Here is a 17,982-nt window from a genome sequence, read left to right on the forward strand (position 1 = left end):
CTACTGATCGGCACCGGACTTTACCGCATGTCCGCCAAATTGCTTACGTAAAATTGCCAGCACACGGTCAGAAAAGGTGTTTTCACGACGCGAGCGAAAGCGATTCATTAAGGACATTGTAATCACGGGAGTTGGAACGCTGAGCCGAATCCCTTCCTCAACTGTCCAGCGCCCTTCCCCAGAATCTTCAACAAAACCCTTGACCGTTTCCAGTCGTGGGTCGCTCTTAAAGGCATCGCCGAGTAATTCAAGCAACCATGAACGCACCACACTGCCATGCTGCCAGAGTCCTGCAACCTTTCCGAGATCAAGATTGAATTGACTTTCCTTTAAAAGCTCAAAGCCTTCGGCATAAGCCTGCATCAAGCCATACTCAATGCCGTTGTGGATCATTTTCGTATAGTGCCCTGCTCCACTTGCACCGACATGCAAAAGCCCGCCTTCCTGAGCCAAACTCTTAAACGCAGGTTCAACTTGGGCATAGGCTTCCTTTTCTCCGCCAACCATCAAGCAATAGCCTTTTTCTAAACCCCAAATTCCGCCACTGGTCCCAACATCAAGCATTTGCATGCCGTAGCGTGCCACCTTTTGCGCGCGTAAAACGCTATCTGAGTAACGACTATTTCCGCCATCAATTAAAATATCTCCGGCAGCACAAAGTGGCACGATATCGTTAATCATCTCGTCGACAATTTTCCCTGCAGGAACCATCAGCCAAATCACGCGTGGCGCGCTCAATTTGGAAACTAAATCTTCCAAAGAATTAGCAGCAGTCATGCCTTCTTTAGCCAGTACGGCACTGACCTCACTTGAGACATCAAAACCAACAACTTGGTGTCCTGCCTTAATCAAGCGGCGCGTCATATTGCCGCCCATTTTCCCTAAACCGATAAATCCAATTTGCATAAATTATAAACTAGCCATTTTATTGTTGATTGTTGTGTTCAATGAATGAAAAGAATCGCTAAAAAGCTTTACGCCCTCGACCTGCAATTTTGTTAATAAGGGTGCTACCTCGACGCCAACTTCCTTAAGTAGCGCAGGGAAGTCTGAAACTTCCGAGAGCTCTTGCTCGATTGTAGCAGCAACTTTCCCGTGGTCGATGAAAGCTTTTAAGGTCGCAAGTGGCATGGTGTTAACCGTGTCTTGGCCAATTAACTGATCTACGTAAAGCGTATCTGGATATGCTGGATTTTTAGTGCCGGTCGATGCCCAGAGTGGTCGCTGGACCGCAGCCCCTTTTGCACTGAGTGCAGAAAATTCTTTTGCTGTGAAAAGCTTCTGATATTCAGCGTAGGCAGCACGAGAATTATAAACACCAAATTTACCCTTAAGCTCAGCCGCTTGAGGAAACTTCAGCGCGGCAGTATCAAGCGCTGCATCGACAATCGTATCAACACGGCTCACAAAGAAACTCGCAACGGAACGAATTGAATCGATCGGAAGTCCTTTAGCTGCACGTTCAGTCAACGCCGCAATGTAAGTTTTAGCCACGGCAACGTAATTTTCAACCGAGAATAGTAGAGTTACGTTAACGTTAATCCCGTCAAGCAAAAGTGCTTTGATTGCCGGAATTCCTTCAGATGTTCCAGGCACTTTAATCATAATGTTAGGGCGACCCAGTTCTTTGAATAAACGCTTACCTTCTGTAATCGTTCCGGCCGTATCAGTCGCCAGTAATGGTGAAACTTCAATACTGACAAATCCGTCAGTGCCGTGGGTGCGTTCAAAAACAGGCAAGAAAAAATCAGCGGCTCGACCGACATCTTCAACCGCAAGTCGTTCGAAGGCCTGTGCGGAATTTAAGCCTTGCGACTTAGCAGTTTTGATTGTCGCGTCATAAAGGGCGCTTGAGCTAATTGCCTTGTCAAAAATTGTTGGGTTTGAGGTCATCCCCAAAATTCCCCACTCGTCGATCATTTTCTTGAGTTCGCCAGTCTCGAGCATGTCGCGGCTGAGATTATCGTACCAGACACTTTGTCCGAGTTTGTGTAATTGTTTGAGCTTATCTGACATGTAACCGTATCCTTTGGCTTGAACTTATCTTTAACCTTCTGAATGAATGAAGGATAAAGAACTACAAGAGTTTAGGACAAGGATCAGGATCAGGTAAAGGGCAAGAGCAAGTTCAAGTGCAAGGCACGAACTTACTTATTCTCGTCTTTCTTTTGGTCTTTTTCCATTTCACGCAGTAATTCAATCGACTGCTTGATTAGACCAAGCTCAAAAGCCATCGAAGATGGGCCAAAACGATTAGTAAATGTTGGACGACGCTTTCTTTTGCGGCGGTTGGATTTCAGAGTTTCCACTGTCAATTCCCTGCTTACTAGTTCTACTACTTATTTGATGCCTAAACCACAGACCGGCATTCAAGTTTTTTGTTAAAACCAATATCTCTAATTAACAACCTACACCATTTATGCTACGAGTTGTGAAAAGTGTAACCTCTTATTTTTACATTATTTTTTGATTTTTAAGGTCAATAATTTCAAATACTTACATGAAGCAAGAAAACACCCTCAAAACTAGACAGGATCAGCTCGATTCAGACACATGGGATGCGTCCTCAATTTATAAAAATATTGAAGCCTGGGAAAAGGATTTTAATGAAATTGCGGCCAAGCTACCGCTACTCGAGCAGGCCAAGGGCAAAATCAAAGTTTCTGCAAAATCCTGCCGAGAGGTTTTAGACCTCTTCTACGAGACCTATCGCAAAGCAGAACTTGTTTATACTTACACCAAGTGCTTGATCGACGTTGATACGACAAACCAAGCATCCTCGGCCTTAAGCCAACGTGCCATGCAGCTCTTTACGAGAATTAGCGCGGCAACAAGTTTCCTTAGACCTGAAATCATGGATTTGCCTGAGGCAACAGCTCAGTCTTACCTCGAAGACAAAAGCTTGGAATCTTACCAACGAGTCCTGGCTGAGATCTTACGTTTTCGTCCGCATGTATTAACCGACAAGGAAGAGAAACTTTTAGCCCTCGGCAGCGAAGCCTTGAGCGGAGCAGAACGAATTTTTTCAAAATTGACAAACGCCGATTTTGATTTCGGGACAATTGCTTGGCAAGGTCAAGCGCTGCCGCTCTCGCATTCCACATTTTCTTTGTATTTAAAAGATCAAAATCAAGAATTAAGAAAACTTGCGCATCAAAGCTATTATGGCGTTTATCGCGCGCACGAGAATTCAATTACCGAAATGCTTGTAGCCTCGATTGAACGTGACGTTTTTCATGCTCGTGCCAGGAATTACTCTTCTGCCCGCGAAGCTTCGCTCTTTAGCGACAATATCAAGCCAGAAGTTTATGATAATTTAGTTACTTCAGTTTCGACCGGAATTGCCTGCTTACATCGCTACTATCAATTCCGTAAGCAAACGCTCGGGCTCAAAACGCAAAATATTTATGACACCTACGTGCCAATTGTCGAAAAAGTCGAAACCAATATCGCTTTTGATGAGGGCATTGAGATTCTGCTGAGCGCTTTAAGGCCTTTAGGCGAAGATTATGTCTCGGTCTTGTCGACAGGCTTGAAAGAAGCGCGTTGGTGCGACCGTTACGAGAATAAAGGAAAAATTAGCGGAGCCTATTCAGGCGGCTGCCACGACACCTATCCCTTTATTTTAATGAATTATAAAGCCACTGACATCCGTGATTTGTTTACGCTGGCACATGAAGCCGGTCACTCAATGCATTCCTACTATGCCCGAAAAAATCAAGCATATCAGGATAGCGATTACACAATTTTTGTAGCTGAAGTCGCTTCGACCTTCAATGAGCAGTTACTCTTTAGGGAGCTAAAAAAACGCTACGCCCACAAACCTGAGATGCTCAAGTTTCTCACTAACCAGCAAATTGACGACATCAAGGCGACTTTCTTTAGGCAAACAATGTTTGCCGAATTTGAGCGCGATACGCACGCGACCATGGAACGGCATGAACCATTAACGCTTGAGGTGTTACGCAAGATTTATCGCAAGTTACTTGAGAAATATTTTGGTCCGAGTGTGACAATTTCGGAGTTAGACGAGCTTGAATTTTTACGCATCCCGCACTTTTATCATGCCTTTTATGTCTACAAATATGCGACGGGAATTTCTGCGGCGATTGCGCTTTCGCAAAAAGTCATGCAAGGCGATGTTGTAGCGCGTGATCGCTACCTAAGTTTCCTTAAAACTGGTGGAGCAAAATATCCGCTAGAAGTGCTGAGTGAAGCTGGTGTAGATATGACTAAGTCTGACGCTGTAAATGCCACGATTGCTCGCTTTGATGAGCTCTTGATCGAGCTAGAAAGCAGCTAACTGACAGTTTGAGCTAAGTGGAATGATCTGTTGACTTAGTTATTCACCCGTCATTGCGAACGAAGTAAAGCAATCTGTTCACCGATATATTATACCAGTTTGCAAAAAGATTTTGGATCAAACACAGGGTTTTTGCAAACTGGTATATAAGTTGTGTCGTAGACGCAACCAGCCAACAAATCGCGTTTCCCCTTTATAAACAAGCCCGTGCAAAGCTTATGCACTCAAAGGCAATGTTTTTTATAACTCAGCTGCGTTTGCTATATATTCAAAATATTTAGGGGAAACGCTATAATATTTTTTCGTAATCAGTGAACAGATTGCTTCCTCGCCTGCGGCTCCTCGCAATGACAGCTGATTTGCAAAGTGAGCAAAAAGGCGATCGCAATGTCACGCAGTGCAAATAAATTGACGCAACCGCTGATAAAACTTTCAAGCTCCTGAACTGGTGCTTGAAACCTTGAAAAACATCCGTGTCACGGGTGAAATACAAGATTAGACCTAGGCCATAGTCCGCGGATCCGTGAGTTCTTGATCAGCGGGTTCTCGATCCCTAGGTGCCTCATTCTGGTCGACTTTGGGAAATGTTACCTGGACATTAAAGCCCGGACGCATTTCCTTCAAGGCTTGCGCATGGTCTGCCGCAGAATGCGAACTACCTAGAAACGCCGTGCCGATGATTGCAACAACGAGCTCAGAATTTTGATCTTGAATGAATCGCGCTTGAATCACACGATACTCAATCTTATCCCGATCTACGGATTTCAACGTGACGATTTTCTCGTAATAACGCATGCCATTGCTTACCTGACCATCCATTGTCCCGTTACTGACATCGATGATTTTCAGATCCTTTCGAATCTGGCGGTAAGCCCCAATGAACGCAGCAAAGTAAGTCAGAGCGCCATCTTTGAAGGAGCTACTGCCAAAATCAAGCTCCGAGTAATTGACTGTGATTGTCCCAGATCCACTGCGTCGAGCTAAATCCCCAAAGGCGGGATCGCTCAGCCGATCTTGTTCCTGCTGATAGGAGCGCCGGATCGTGCCCCAATCACTAGCAAATCGACCCTCGACGACGATTCCGGCTGGCGATTCGAATGTGTAATTGCGATCGAACAGGGCCACTCGCTCGATCGTTATTATCAGTAGGCTCGTGAGTATGGCTACCAAAGGCCAATACCAGAGCGGTCGTCCTCGATATGTTGATGATGGTGGGTTAGTCCCCAGAGATTCTTCTTGCATTTCAAAACCTTCCTTATTTTATTTTGCACCAGTTCAGTGCTGGAGCTTAGCTTACACAAAGCAAAACTTGAGCACTGAGATGAAAGCGAAATACCCAAAGAAAAGGTTTTGAAAGAACTGCAAAAGACTATAACGAAGAAAATATAGAAATAAAAGTGGAGGTTGGTAGCACCAAATAACAACCTCCTGAGACCTTGAGTTACTTAAGCAACGTGCTCAGTGAAAATCTTCCACCGCACAAAACTGCTGACACCTTCACGATCCGCTCGAGGAGTGCTTCTGACTTTTTCTCCGGATTTAACTCCGTCGAGTTTAGACATAAAGCGTTCTCTCTGGAATCCACTCTTTGTGAGATCGGTAACCACAAAGTCAAACGTCAATGCATCACCATGGGCGACAATCCGCGTTCCATAGATCGCTTGATGTCCCTGCCAGTGCTCAATTTGGCCATCTCCCATGGCAATGATGTCTTCTTCAAGTTTGCTAAATGGAGTGCCGGCCGTGTTTTGATTGGCACGACGCCAGTCAATGTCCATTCCATCTGCGATGCGTAAAAGCGCGCAAACAAAAGCGGCCTTAAGATCCTTTGGAAAGGGCATACCCCCTCCATGATAGAGGCAAATTTCGGCCAGTTGTCCGACTTCCTCATCAGTGAGGAGCCCCTCAAACTTGCCGTTCTTGGCCATTTCCAGAATCATGTCATGTGAATACTCGTAGTGGTGCTTACGAGCGTCCTCGGGCGACTTATTCTTCATGCCATGACCGATGTCGTGCAGAGCTCCAGCAAGACGTAACAGCAAGAGCGCTCGATCGTCGAGGTACTTGAAGTTACCACCTTTCCTTCCAAAGAAAAGCGAAGCCAAGGACTCGACAATCTTGAGGACCCTGATCACGTGACGTTGAGTGTGTTCGGTCATGTACCAGGGCGCATGAACGCGCGTCATGATGCCAAGCCCAAAACTCACCATATCCTTAGCAGTAAGTTCCGCCTCTTCCGGAATCGGCTGAGCGAGTTTACGAGCGATTTCTCGCATCAGCTCACTCTGATCTTGACCTTCTTCGAGTCGAAGCGTGACTGCATCCTGCTGACCGCGCAATTCATATTCCGACAAGCGCCAGCGCGGAGGCTGAGCATCTTTCTTCCAATGACGAAGCACAACGAGCTTTGTTACCCCGTTTTGCATTGCGCCGATCGCATAGTGGCAGTCATGCTTTTCCGCCAAGGCTTCCAGTTGCCGGTAACCCCAATTGGAATAGAGCGGTTCCTGACAAATCAGCACTCGGTATTCGCCAGCAACGACCTCGATCGCCGATTGCTTGACGATGTCCGGAAGCGGATTTGTTTCGGCAAGACCAAGCAGCCACTTCCAAGCGTCCTTATCCCTACGACGAGTATCGTTCGCGATGCAGACTAGTGCATTGAGAGGTGCTTCTCGCACGACAACGTCAAGGCCATGAGCAATACGGACCTCTGATGACTTGGCGTCTCTGTGGTAATTATCGCGGTCACAAATGGCCCCGATTCTTCCCCAACGCCGAGCATGTTTGTCGACTTGTCCATTCGACCCCCAAGCACCGGTAAAGCAAAGCGCAGGATTTGAGACAATCACAACCTTTGCCCCAGCCTCAACAAGCGGAGCCCAATTGATTTTCGTGCCCCGGTGATGGTCGATGATTTCAACCAAAGTACCTGTGCGCGTGAGTGCTTTGACTTTAGCCTGCACTTGTTCGACAAGCCCCTGGTCGGAGGACGGTAACGGTGTTTCGAGGATGATGATCCTACGAGTTCTGCCCGGATCAACTTGAAGTGCAAGGAAGGTGTCACGCCAGAAACTTTTGGGGTTCCCAGTTTGTTCTTCGCTGCAAACAACGTCTACGCGTTCCTTTGCCGCAAGAAGTTGCCGAAAGGTAATCGCCCCCATTGCAACACCATGAGCATCGGGACGCACGAAAAGAATCGTCTCTCGCCGATGGAATGGCAAGCTGCCATTTTGCTTTCGCTCCCGTGGAGCGCGTGTAGTTTTTTTCATTTTTTCACCTGTTCTCAGAACCGAAAACAAGTTGGGCGAATTGTTATTATTTGCGGTTAAGAGAACAGGTGAACTGGAAATGAAAAAGAAATTAAAAAAACCTAAATGTGCTACCAACTTCCTTCGCGAATTTTAGAGCCCAAATAATCCGCTCTTCCGCGAAGGAAAGGTATAAACTTCTACCCGTAATAGCCTATAAAAATCAGGCCATAATTTAGCATAATTTTAGTGCTTTTTCAAAGCGTGCCTTTTTAAGGGTTTTATGTTTAGTTTCAGGTGAAAAAATTAATACGGGTAAAGAATTAAATTACAGTCTCGTAGAGACGTTCGATTTGACTCTGTAAGACTGTAACTTACGATAATTCAGGTTTTATATTCGTTGAAGGCTTTGCGTTTAAGGAAACTTTCGTCACCTGATATGTATTTAGTTTACCATTAGCTTTGAATTTTTAATCTGAGAGTTCAAAGCTGACGGTGACTGAACTAACGAGAAGCGTAACGCTCGGTGATGTAAAAAAAATCACCGAGTTTGCCCATACGCATCGTAGCCAGGAACGTGCCTCACTCTTTCAGCCTTCGAGAGCATAGGGGCAATTTTGTCAGCCATAGATGAGGAATATACCAATAGACTTGGTCTCATCTGTTGTCCCAGGCTTCAGCTTACCTCTCCACTGAAGTCTGGATTCTTTTTATTAACTGCGAGAGGAACTCATCCTCTCTCCTCCACTACTACCACCTCCCCTTGCTGTTGCACCCCCACTTCTAGCGAGTGGGAGGTTGGTAGACTAAACTGACGAATTTCTGACCGCAATTCAACACCTAAAGGCCACGCAAAGATGGTCACGGTTAGTCAAGCAAACAAATAGGTGGGGGGCATCTCCCGACGGCTAGCTGCTCCTAACTAGCATGTCTCCCACCATTTTTTCCGTCTTCTATCCTTGCAGTGAGCCCTCCGTAGCTCTCTTGCCATCTGCCTTTCCTCGTCGAGTTCACTTGACTTTTGAGACGTGGCAGAACACGGCCCGTGGGTAGAGAAGCCATCTTACAGCTTCACTGGAGTGCTTTCCTCCGCTACCCCGGGTTCGTTTAAGGTTTATAAATTTTTCCTCCCTAGCCCTTTTTAACCGTCAAAGGGCAGTGTAAAGCCCGGAAGTAGCAGTGCTGGCTAAGTCACCTAGTCCAGATCACGAGGATCCCGCGGCAAACAGATCCTCAGCTACTCTCCGGGCCCGTTGAAAAAATTATGGTTATAAAATCGTACGTTACAGTCGCTTCCCTATTGACCATATCGCACTTGTAATTTTTTTTGCACCTCGTGTCGTTGGATTGCGAAAAGATTGAAGCTTAGGCTTGAACTTTTACTTAACCTTATCCTGCCCCTTCCTTTTTCAATTAGGGGTGGACTCTATTCGGGACAGGACAAGATCAAATTCAAATAGGGAGAAGGATAAGGTTAAGTTCATGCCTAAGCCTAAGTCCCGATCTAAATCACTTCTTCAAGCAGCTTGAGATAATCTGCATCAGACTCAGGCAATTTTGTCTCAACGAGGAATTTGCCATTCTTTTGAATTACTCCTGCGCCGCGCAAAATCCAACCTGGAGTTTTATCGGTGATCAATCCGCGCTCGCGGGCAAGTGACTCACGTTCTTCAAGTAAGAGGCGGCCAATTTCAGCGTTAATCTCTTGAGGAGATTTCCCTTCACGTTTTAAGCGATCACTGAGTAAGGCACCGGTCAAATTACGCATCGCAACTTTGCGCTGCCAAATAAAATAGTCGGCAACATGCTCCCGCGAGGGTAATTCTAGAAGCTTGGTATGAAAAAGCACGCAGAGCCCCAGGGCTTGTGCAAAATTCAAAGCCGCAGCACTAGCTAAGCCCGAGACTAGGCGGCCACGTTTACGCGGATTCAAGCTCTCGTTTAAATCAAAAAGTAGCGAGATTTCGTCGCCGTGAATGAAAGAGTAATTGATTTTATAGCCAACATCGTAAAGCGCTTTGGCGGTTTCAACTAAGGCATCAAATACTCGCTTGTCGTAAGGGTAGTCGATATCGGCTTTATCCCAGGCAGCGCCGTAACGCCTTCCATCCATGCGAATGATTAGATGCGTATCAGGGAAAACTAAAGTATCGCCGTAGTTTTCAAAGCGTTCAAACAGGCGTTGGTATTCGGCTAACGTCTTTGGCCCATCTTGATCGGCTTTTGCATCGCGTTTACGTTTTTCTGTCATGGAATTGATCTCGATTATTTATTAACCTTTAAAGCACAGCTAACAACTAGCTCCGAGTTGCAGATCTTTCGGCTGGGCCGTAGTAAAACAAAGCTTTACTACGTGCTCGCTCAAGATGACAAGCAATTGATATTGGTGCAGTTTTGAGACGAAAACAAGGCGCAAAAATTTTTTAGGGCCGACTTTATTACAATAAACGTAAGATTTTTAGCCCAAAGACGAGGCGCGGGAATTTTTGAGGCTTTCCAATGTATGTAAATACATGAAAGACGAGAAAATTTCCCGTAACGACGTATTTGGCAAAAAGCGTAGATAAAAAGCTTAACAAACGCTAATAAACGTAAGATTTTTCGCCCAAAGACGAGGCGCGGGAATTTTTGAGGCTTTCCAATGTATGTAAATACATGAAAGACGAGAAAATTTCCCGCAACGAAGTATTTGGCAAAAAGCTTACGTTTATTAGCGTTTGGAGAATTGCGTAGACTTACGAGCCTTATGCCGACCTGGCTTTTTACGCTCGACCTTACGCGCATCACGAGTAAGAAAGCCTGCTTTCTTCAAGGTAGCTCGTAATTCGGGCTCAACCTTAAGTAATGCACGGGCAATGCCAAGACGCACAGCACCAGCCTGTCCCGAAGCTCCGCCACCAGAAACATTAACTTTAAACTCGTAGCTATTTAAGCGCTCGGTAAGTTCAAGTGGTTGACGGATGATTAATTGAGAAGTCTTACGTGGAAAGAACTGTGTAAATTCGCGGCCGTTGACGACGATTTTACCTTCTTTGCTTTTCTTGATGTAAACGCGAGCTGTTGCTGATTTACGTCTGCCAGTGCCTGTGATGTTTTGAACGCGTGCCATGTAACTGCTTATCTCTCCGGTAAAAATTACTTAGTAGTAGAAATGATTTTTGGTTGCTGCGCAGTGTGCGGATGCTCAGCTCCCGCATAGACTTTAAGCTTCTTGATTTGTCTTTTGCCTTGTGCGGTTTTTGGCAACATTCCCTTCACGGCATCAATAATGATGCGGTCAGGATGACTGCTCAAGCGCGTGCGTGCGGTTTCAGATTTCATGTTACCAACAAAGCCAGTGTGCTTGTGGTAAATTTTCTGATCAAGCTTATTACCGGTGAAGCGTGCCTTTTCAGCATTGATCACGACAACAAAGTCGCCAGAGTCTTGATAGCCAGCAAAATAGCTTTTGTCTTTGCCACGTAGTGTCGTTGCAATTTTAGAAGCTAGTCGACCAACTACTTGATTTGTTGCATCGAATAAAACCCAGCCGCGATTCTTAATAACTTCTTGTTCAGTAAAAAACTTAGTCATAAAGTGACCTTAAAATAAAATTCTTCAATAAACTCAGGATCTAACCGAGTTAGAAATCAGCCTGAGGGAGGGTAAGCGTATAGCTTAAGCGGCGGTTAGGTGCAATAAGCTGGAGATTTTTTCAGTAACTTGCTGTTCTGAAAGGCTTTTTCGGGAATTAGTATCGAGCAATTTAGCGCTTTGGTCAGCAATTTCTGCATATCCCTCAGAAATTAGCTTTTGCGCTAAAGCTAATGCTTCACTACGCACCTCGCGCAGTGCCCGTTGTAGGGCTAAATTATTTCCAGGATTTTCGCCCGCTTCGCTCAGTGCCAATAACGCCACGTGAGCAGATTTCCAATTAATAAAACTAAAAATCAAACTTTGTCTGGCCTGTTTTGCCTTGAGACTTGATTCGCAAAACGCAGCAAATTCATTTAATGCATTAATTTCAGTTTGTAGTTCTGACATGCAAAGCTCTTAACTATTTATTCTTGCTCTTACTATTATTACGTGCCGAGACAAACCGCAACGCTTCTTCGGGTCGGCTTTGGTCAATTTCTATTCCACCGACTCTGAGCATTTGAGAGTTCCCCTGAAAATTGCGCATCATTTCGGTTTTCACTGAACGTTCCAAAAATTCTCGATACTGGCGAATTTCCTGTTTGTCGCGTTCAACAGTATTACCAACCAGCACAAGACCAGAGTTAGCTGAAATGGTTTGCTGCACAGGCGACTGCTGACTGGATTGCTGATTAGTGGCAACTTGCAATTGCGCTGAACCAGTTCCGCTCACGCTAAAACGCCCTAAGGCAAAGGCAAAAAGTGCTACCGAGCCCAGCGCAAGACCAGCACGTAAGGGGGAAAAATTCTGCGCTGTAGCAGCACCAGAAAATAGCCCGGCAAACCACAGGCGTAAATTTGCGATGCGGCGTCTTTTGGCGGCAATAGTTTCGACTTCGGCTTGAATCGAACTCCAGACAGAAGGCAAGCCTTCGATACCAGCGCTAAGATGGCTGCGGAGTTGCTGTTTTGCTTGAGGTGATAATTCGTCCATAACAATCTACTTTCGCTTAATAGTTAATCTTCACTTTCCTCTTCAGCAGTTTGACCTTCAGGTCTAAATTCGCCGAGCGCGGCTTGGAGTTTTTTGCGGGCATGATGCAAACGACTCATTACCGTACCCTTATTTACTTTAGTGACTTCACTAATCTCTTCATAGGAAAGCCCTTCGAGCTCCCGCAATACAATCACTGCTCTATGTTCTGGACTCAACTCAGCCAGAGCAAGTTCAAAAGACTTTCTAAATTCGCCACTCTGCGCCTTGTGCTCAGTCAAGGCAGTTCCTGACTGCAATTGTGGGGCCTCAGAGAATTCGCGCTCCTCACCAACCAGTGTTTCGACGTGTCGAAAGCGCTTTCTCTTCTCATCAATGGCAACATTATATGTAACGCGGTAAATCCATGTATAAAAACTGGATTGCCCTTTAAATGAGCTAAGATTGCGAAATGCCTTGAGAAATGCCTCTTGAACAATGTCACGAGCGTCTTCGCGGTTGCGCATAATTCCAAAGGCTAAGCTTAAAAGTTTTGCCTCATAGCGCTCAACTAGCCTTTGATAAGCATCGACTTCGCCCAAAAGTGCGCGTTCAACAAGCCGCTCAGAAACACGGTCATCGATTCCAGCCCCAGATTCGTTTGCCGATTCCTTAGCGGACGACTTTAGGGATTGGCGCGCAGTGTGCGCCTTAGCGTCGAGTGGTTCAGATTTTGTGCTTAAAGCCATAGGATTTGCTACCACTCCTGAAATGCCAGCTGAAGTTATCTTCATAGCTCGCCCCAGTGCATGCCAATTTCTGCATCAACTCTAAGTGGCACTGTTAGTTCTACAGCATTTTCCATAGTTGTTTCAACTAATGTTTTGATCTCTGGTGCAAGATCTTCTCGGGCCTCAACGAGAATTTCGTCATGAACTTGAAGCACGATTCTGGCCTTGTCAGCATAAGGTCCAAGCTTCGTATGCAGGTCAATCATTGCGCGCTTCATAATTTCTGCCGCGCTGCCTTGAATTGCAGTATTAATCAGGGCGCGCTCTGCATAACCAGGGTCTCTTCCCTGACCTTCGACATCCTTAAGATAACGTCTGCGTCCAAACATTGTCTCGACGTAACCGGTTTGATTGAGTCCGACTGATAAGGCATCAAAATACTTACGCACGTTGGGATAACGTCCAAAATATCCCTCAATGTAAGACTCCGCTTCTGCGCGAGAGATTTTCAAATCGCGTGCTAAACGCGGCGCGCCAATTCCGTAGACAATTCCAAAGTTAATCGTCTTTGCCAGGCGGCGGTAGTGGTCGCGCTCCCCACCCTGCATGGCAATGGGTCCAAAGATGTCCTCGGCCGTGCGTGTATGAATATCTGCTCCGGCCTGGAAAGCCTTAATCAAATTTTTATCTTCGGCAAGATGCGCCAACACGCGAAGCTCAATCTGTGAATAGTCTGCACCAATTAATTTATACCCCTGCTCAGGAATAAAAGCTTGGCGGATGCGTCGTCCCTGTTCGCTGCGAATCGGAATATTCTGTAGATTAGGGTCACTCGAACTTAAGCGACCTGTGGCCGTAACTGTTTGATTAAAACTCGTATGCACTCGCCCGGTGCGGGTATTGATCAACTGCGGCAGAGCATCAATATAAGTTGAGACGAGCTTAAAAAGGGTGCGGTACTGTAAAATTTCCTGAACGATCGGGTAATCTGCGGCAAGTTTTTCCAAAACTCCGGCATCAGTTGAAAAGCCACTTTGCGTTTTTTTAACACCTTTGGTGGGAATCGCTAAACGCGTGAAGAGCACTTCACTTAACTGCTTCGGCGAGTTTAAGTTAAACTGCTCCCCGCCTGCTAATTCATAAATACGTGCCTCGAGCAGTGTCAGTTCTTGGGAGAATTCAGCCTTAAGACCGGCTAAAACATCGGAGCTAATTTTAATACCTGCAAACTCAATTGCTGCCAGTACAGGCACAAGGGGCATTTCGATTTTCTCAAAAAGTTTTTTGGCGTGTGCGTTTTGATCTAAAAGTTTAGCGAATTCAACTGTGAGGCGATGCGTTTTCTCGGCATCGTCACAGGCGTAATCTTTAACCTTCTCGACAGGAATTGCTTCGAGCGAATCGGCTTCCCCGACTAACTCTTCGTAGGTTGTCATCTGCTCGCGTAAAATTTCACGAGCTAAGGACTTAAGTCCATGCTGACGCCCTTCACAGCGCAGTGCATAAGATGCGAGCAGTGAATCAAAAAATTCCCCGGAAACAACAATTCCTTGTGCAGCTAAGATTTGTAAATCAAATTTAAGATTATGGCCTGACTTTCTAATGTTTTTGTTGGCAAAAATCGGCGCGAAAGATTGTTTAAATTCTTCGAGATTAATTCCAGCTGAGCCGAGATCGGATCCGAGCGCAACATAAAAAGCCGCACCAGGCTGCCAAGCAAAAGATACTCCCAGTAATTTACAGCTATGTGGGTCGAGGCTTGATGTTTCAGTGTCAAAGGCAAATTCTTTGACTTGTGCCAGTGTTTCAACAAAACCCTGCAAATTTTCGCGTGTAATTAAGCGATAGTCACGCGCCACATGTTCCGTGGCTTTATTCCCAGAGCTCAGTTGAGCATGGCCTAAAACTTTTTCGACTAAGCGGTCGCTAAATTCCAAATCAGCAAAAAGGCTGGCACAAGCTTCAGTATTTGGCCCGGGCCAAAGAAATTCGTCGAGATTTGTGGTGGTCGCAAACGGCATCACGTCTGATTTGAGAAGAATTAAGCTCTGGCTTAGACGGATTTTATCTTGGGAGGATTCAAAGCTTTCGCGGACTTTTTTTGCACCGCGTAGCCCCGGAATTTCCTCAATCTTTTGCGGATCTTTCAGTGCAGTTTCAATGGAGTTTAGTGCGTTTAGCAATTGCGCTGCAGTTTTCTGTCCAATCCCTTGAACTCCTGGAACGTTGTCGGAGCTGTCGCCCAATAAGGTTAGATAATCAACGATTTGATCAGGTCGCACGCCAAATTTCTCGTTCACTACTTTTGGCGTAAAATGTACTTCGCGCATTGCGTCATAAACTTCGATGCGTTCAGTTACGAGTTGGGTGAGATCTTTATCGCCACTGACGATCACAATCTTTTCAGCAGCTTCCCCGCAGGGGGCTTTGACGATTGTCGCGATAATATCGTCAGCTTCAACTCCAGGAAGTTTTAAGGCTTGAATGCCTAGGGCTGTTACGATTTTTTCAAAGTAGGGCATCTGGGCGATCAGTTCCGGTGGGCGTTCGGTGCGATTGGCTTTGTAGTCGCTATACATTTCGTGGCGAAATGTTTTGTGTTCGGTATCAAAGGCAACGGCGATGTGTTCTGCTCCGACTTCCTCAATTAATTTGAGGATCATTTTCGTAAAACCGTAGAGTGCGTTTGTGGGCAAGCCTTGACTGGTAGTCAAAGGAGCGATGGCATAGAACGCGCGAAAGATATAACCGGAACCATCGACGATATAGAGTGTACTCATAGCGCAGAGGATATTGGCATGGGTCTCTTAAAAATGGAAAGCTGGTATTTATTGATGAGATCACGGTGAACAGATTGCCACGGCTACTTCGTAGCCTCGCAATGACAGTCAGCTTCACCAGTCATTGCGAGGAGTATTTAGGCCAAGCCTAAATACGACGCGGCAATCTGTTCACTGGCAAACAAAGAATGACTATTACAAAAAGCAAGCTTACCGCTTTCTTTTTGCCTACACGATCTAGTCCTTTGATGGACTAGGTCTAACTATTATTCCTTTCTCGCGCGCTGTGACTGGTCGTCCTTACCGGCGACGATAAAAATTACAAAAAGCAAGCTTACCGCTTTCTTTTTGCCTACTTTTTCTTTCTCGCGAAAGAAAAAGTAGGTGGAAGAAATTGCTGCTGGTCTTCCACTGCCAGTTAAACCTGTGTTGGGTAGTTTCTTATTTTTTCATTTTGTCTTTTCCTTTTTCTTGCCACCTTTTTTTGCCGGATAGCCGCGTCCGCCGCCTTCTTCGAAGAGTCCATCCAGGAAGCTTGACGCTGCGGCAGGTGGCGCTTGAGTAGATGGTGGCTCTGGGCTTGGAGCTTCAACAACTGCACAAGGAGCAGGAGTTGGTTCTTCAGAGTCGGCACCAGTGTTTGCTGGTTTAACCGCATCTTGTGGTGGCGATACAGGAGGACGTCCTGCTGGTTCCCTAAAAGTGACTCCCACATCGGGTCCAGTTTTCATCTTGCCCGCTGCAACGTTTAATTTCTCGACGTGGTCGACAAGTTCTTGCTGAGCTTTTTCCGCTTCTGCAAGATCTGTAAACCACGACCACTTGGTTGGAAAACCTGTAGACATGACCCAGTAGGTCGGTATCTTCTCTTCCCCTTCAGGATCAAGCGGATCGGGAACATTTATTATCTGCATGCAGCAAACCTCAAAACCTGGGATTATCGCAGCAGGGAGTCGATGCAGAATTGGGCGACCTTTTTCGCTCCGGTTCGGAATTCCTTTTGCGATTTCCCCTAAGAAGATCATTCGCAAACCTTTTTTCAGATCTGCGCCGTTTGTTCCCTCGGCATAAAAACCTCCTTGAAGAGCAAGGCTGACTTTGATTTGTCGGCCGTCCTCGTGCAGGAAGTCGCCATCTGCTAAATCGCGAAACTGGGCTAGGTTTGCCTCCAGCACGTCAGCTTTAATGTGCATATAGCTGGTCCAATGGCCTCGCTCCTCAGACCACTTTGCTTTTTCTTGAATCAGTGCGAGCAAATCAAAACTGCCTTCGGCAGAATTCATTTCATTTTGATTGTTAGACATTTGTCATCACATCTCCTGAATACGGCTTGAGCGCCAATCAAGAGAGGTGATGGATAAGAAACTACTCGAAGATAATACCTTGAAAGAACCGAGAGGGAGTATATTCTAAAACAGTGATATTTTCAAATTGAATCGGACGTTAAAGTCTGTCTCATTCTTAGGCTTAGGCTTGAACTTAACCTTACCCTTAAATAGAGCCTACACAGAATTGAAAAAGGCAAAGGGGAAGGAGAAGTATAGATTCAAGCCTAAGCTTACAACCCCTTACCCTAGCGTCCTGTTGTTCCAGTCGCTGGAATCGAATCGTCAACAGTTTCGGTTCGCCGAGAAAGACGCGCTGCGGTCTGATCAAGCACGCCATTGACGAAATTTGGGGAATGTTCAGATCCGTATCGCTTAGCGATTTCAATCGCTTCGTCAATCGAGATCTGCGGAGAAATGTCATTACAATAAAGCATTTCGTAGGTCGCAATCCGCAAAATATTACGATCCACGCGCGACATCCGGTTTAAACTCCAATGTTCGCTAGAACAAGAAATTTCCGTGTCAATTGCGGTGATATTTTTAAGGATGCCTAAGCCAAGAGATTTTGAGTATTCGAGGGCTTGAGCTGGGACTTCGAAATGAGAGAGATAGAGGTCGTAACATTCTGGACTATAATCCGCGAGGGCGTCACACATAAAAAGCCCTTGTAATACAACTCCACGAGCTTGCCTTCTTAAACCCATAACTACTTACCTCGAGACTGCCAACGTAATGTTACTACTAACCACCAGCTAAACTCTTATTGAGTTCGCTGCGCGCCTGAAAGTACCCAAACAAAAATAAACTAAACAGTTTAGAGCATTACACATGCTGCATAGACTGTTATGCATATTAAAGAACAATCGCCGCACTAACTTTCATGGAAAATCAGCCGCGACGGTGAAACATCGAGTATTAACCAAATAATCTAATGTTTTCAAGTCTATACGCATGCAAATATATTGTCAGTATTTTCAGCTAGTTAGATGTGTCCGATTCTG

15 protein-coding genes are annotated in these 17,982 nt (G+C 45.7%); 1 reads left to right on the forward strand and 14 read right to left on the reverse strand.

All coding sequences use genetic code 11. From position 1 onward, the window contains the following. The 3 genes from gnd to JNK13_01975 all read right to left on the reverse strand — a co-directional run bounded on the left by gnd (nt 1) and on the right by JNK13_01975 (nt 2,309). Entirely contained in the window at nt 1-906 is a 906-nt protein-coding gene (gnd, locus tag JNK13_01965; protein MBL7661495.1) for a decarboxylating 6-phosphogluconate dehydrogenase, read from the reverse strand. Nucleotides 907-909: 3 nt separating this feature from the next. Next, entirely contained in the window at nt 910-2,016 is a 1,107-nt protein-coding gene (gene tal / locus JNK13_01970; protein MBL7661496.1) for a transaldolase, read from the reverse strand. 131 nt (nt 2,017-2,147) lie between these two features. Next, the gene (locus JNK13_01975) at nt 2,148-2,309 is read right to left on the reverse strand and encodes a hypothetical protein (protein ID MBL7661497.1); all 162 of its coding nucleotides are present in this window, start codon (nt 2,307-2,309) and stop codon (nt 2,148-2,150) included. A gap of 191 nt (nt 2,310-2,500) precedes the next feature. Between JNK13_01975 and pepF the strand changes: the two genes are divergently transcribed. Beyond that, a complete protein-coding gene (pepF, locus tag JNK13_01980; protein MBL7661498.1) occupies nt 2,501-4,303 on the forward strand; it encodes an oligoendopeptidase F in 1,803 nt (600 codons plus the stop codon). 501 nt (nt 4,304-4,804) lie between these two features. Here pepF and JNK13_01985 read toward each other — a convergent pair. The 11 genes from JNK13_01985 to nusB form a co-directional block, all read right to left on the reverse strand. Continuing rightward, entirely contained in the window at nt 4,805-5,545 is a 741-nt protein-coding gene (locus JNK13_01985; GenBank protein ID MBL7661499.1) for a hypothetical protein, read from the reverse strand. A 203-nt stretch (nt 5,546-5,748) separates the two neighbouring features. Further along, on the reverse strand, nt 5,749-7,575 hold the full coding sequence (locus tag JNK13_01990; protein ID MBL7661500.1) for an HD domain-containing protein: 1,827 nt from the start codon (nt 7,573-7,575) through the stop codon (nt 5,749-5,751). 1,483 nt (nt 7,576-9,058) lie between these two features. Beyond that, the gene (locus JNK13_01995; GenBank protein MBL7661501.1) at nt 9,059-9,805 is read right to left on the reverse strand and encodes a hypothetical protein; all 747 of its coding nucleotides are present in this window, start codon (nt 9,803-9,805) and stop codon (nt 9,059-9,061) included. A gap of 459 nt (nt 9,806-10,264) precedes the next feature. Then, entirely contained in the window at nt 10,265-10,663 is a 399-nt protein-coding gene (gene rpsI / locus JNK13_02000; GenBank protein ID MBL7661502.1) for a 30S ribosomal protein S9, read from the reverse strand. 26 nt (nt 10,664-10,689) lie between these two features. Then, nucleotides 10,690-11,127, reverse strand: coding sequence for a 50S ribosomal protein L13 (rplM, locus tag JNK13_02005; GenBank protein MBL7661503.1), 438 nt, complete (start codon nt 11,125-11,127; stop codon nt 10,690-10,692). An 84-nt stretch (nt 11,128-11,211) separates the two neighbouring features. Further along, nucleotides 11,212-11,577: a hypothetical protein gene (locus JNK13_02010; GenBank protein ID MBL7661504.1), complete on the reverse strand. Its 366-nt coding sequence runs from the start codon at nt 11,575-11,577 to the stop codon at nt 11,212-11,214. Between the two features lie 13 nt (nt 11,578-11,590). Next, nucleotides 11,591-12,163, reverse strand: coding sequence for a hypothetical protein (locus JNK13_02015; protein MBL7661505.1), 573 nt, complete (start codon nt 12,161-12,163; stop codon nt 11,591-11,593). A 23-nt stretch (nt 12,164-12,186) separates the two neighbouring features. Then, nucleotides 12,187-12,936 carry a sigma-70 family RNA polymerase sigma factor gene (locus tag JNK13_02020; GenBank protein ID MBL7661506.1) on the reverse strand — a complete coding sequence of 250 codons (750 nt, stop codon included), beginning with the start codon at nt 12,934-12,936 and terminating at the stop codon, nt 12,187-12,189. Then, nucleotides 12,933-15,653, reverse strand: a complete 2,721-nt coding sequence (gene polA, locus JNK13_02025; GenBank protein ID MBL7661507.1) for a DNA polymerase I — start codon at nt 15,651-15,653, stop codon at nt 12,933-12,935. The genes JNK13_02020 and polA overlap by 4 nt, the downstream gene beginning before the upstream one ends. Nucleotides 15,654-16,102: 449 nt before the next feature. Next, nucleotides 16,103-16,957, reverse strand: a complete 855-nt coding sequence (locus JNK13_02030) for a hypothetical protein (GenBank protein MBL7661508.1) — start codon at nt 16,955-16,957, stop codon at nt 16,103-16,105. A 269-nt stretch (nt 16,958-17,226) separates the two neighbouring features. Further along, nucleotides 17,227-17,685: a transcription antitermination factor NusB gene (nusB, locus tag JNK13_02035; protein ID MBL7661509.1), complete on the reverse strand. Its 459-nt coding sequence runs from the start codon at nt 17,683-17,685 to the stop codon at nt 17,227-17,229. Between the last annotated feature and the right edge of the window lie 297 nt (nt 17,686-17,982).

Source organism: bacterium (assembly GCA_016786595.1).
GTDB lineage: Bacteria > Bdellovibrionota_C > UBA2361 > SZUA-149 > JAEUWB01 > JAEUWB01.

What these genes read in the sequence shown, in the direction of transcription:
- rplM (MBL7661503.1), bottom strand. Translation starts at nt 11,127, where the DNA reads ATGACTAAGTTTTTTACTGAACAAGAAGTTATTAAGAATCGCGGCTGG.
- tal (MBL7661496.1), bottom strand. Translation starts at nt 2,016, where the DNA reads ATGTCAGATAAGCTCAAACAATTACACAAACTCGGACAAAGTGTCTGG.
- JNK13_01995 (MBL7661501.1), bottom strand. Translation starts at nt 9,805, where the DNA reads ATGACAGAAAAACGTAAACGCGATGCAAAAGCCGATCAAGATGGGCCA.
- pepF (MBL7661498.1), top strand. Translation starts at nt 2,501, where the DNA reads ATGAAGCAAGAAAACACCCTCAAAACTAGACAGGATCAGCTCGATTCA.
- polA (MBL7661507.1), bottom strand. Translation starts at nt 15,653, where the DNA reads ATGAGTACACTCTATATCGTCGATGGTTCCGGTTATATCTTTCGCGCG.
- JNK13_02030 (MBL7661508.1), bottom strand. Translation starts at nt 16,957, where the DNA reads ATGTCTAACAATCAAAATGAAATGAATTCTGCCGAAGGCAGTTTTGAT.
- gnd (MBL7661495.1), bottom strand. Translation starts at nt 906, where the DNA reads ATGCAAATTGGATTTATCGGTTTAGGGAAAATGGGCGGCAATATGACG.
- JNK13_02015 (MBL7661505.1), bottom strand. Translation starts at nt 12,163, where the DNA reads ATGGACGAATTATCACCTCAAGCAAAACAGCAACTCCGCAGCCATCTT.
- nusB (MBL7661509.1), bottom strand. Translation starts at nt 17,685, where the DNA reads ATGGGTTTAAGAAGGCAAGCTCGTGGAGTTGTATTACAAGGGCTTTTT.
- JNK13_01985 (MBL7661499.1), bottom strand. Translation starts at nt 5,545, where the DNA reads ATGCAAGAAGAATCTCTGGGGACTAACCCACCATCATCAACATATCGA.
- JNK13_02010 (MBL7661504.1), bottom strand. Translation starts at nt 11,577, where the DNA reads ATGTCAGAACTACAAACTGAAATTAATGCATTAAATGAATTTGCTGCG.
- JNK13_01990 (MBL7661500.1), bottom strand. Translation starts at nt 7,575, where the DNA reads ATGAAAAAAACTACACGCGCTCCACGGGAGCGAAAGCAAAATGGCAGC.
- rpsI (MBL7661502.1), bottom strand. Translation starts at nt 10,663, where the DNA reads ATGGCACGCGTTCAAAACATCACAGGCACTGGCAGACGTAAATCAGCA.
- JNK13_02020 (MBL7661506.1), bottom strand. Translation starts at nt 12,936, where the DNA reads ATGAAGATAACTTCAGCTGGCATTTCAGGAGTGGTAGCAAATCCTATG.